At 72.5% G+C, this 229-nt stretch carries 1 protein-coding gene; it reads left to right on the top strand.

Features of this window, described 5'->3' with window-relative positions:
* On the top strand, positions 1-229 hold a 229-nt coding region (locus FMEAI12_RS00045; RefSeq protein ID WP_200835106.1), incomplete at both ends, for a PLP-dependent transferase.

The raw sequence follows: 229 nt of genomic DNA, 5'->3' as shown, positions 1-229 counted from the left end.
ACCTCGCCTCCGCCGGCGACCACCTGGTGTCGTCCGCGTCGCTCTACGGCGGAACGTACGCCCTGTTCCGCCACACCCTGGCCGACCTGGGCATCGAGACCACGTTCGTCGACGACCCGGACGACCTCGACGCCTGGCGCGCGGCGATCCGGCCGAACACCGCGGCGTTCTACGGCGAGACGATCGGCAACCCGCGCGGGAACGTCCTCGACATCGCCGGCGTCGCGGG

The organism is Parafrankia sp. Ea1.12 (genome assembly GCF_900465275.1).
Taxonomy (GTDB): Bacteria; Actinomycetota; Actinomycetes; order Frankiales; family Frankiaceae; genus Parafrankia; species Parafrankia soli.
This window is presented reverse-complemented; position numbering and strand designations above follow the sequence as displayed.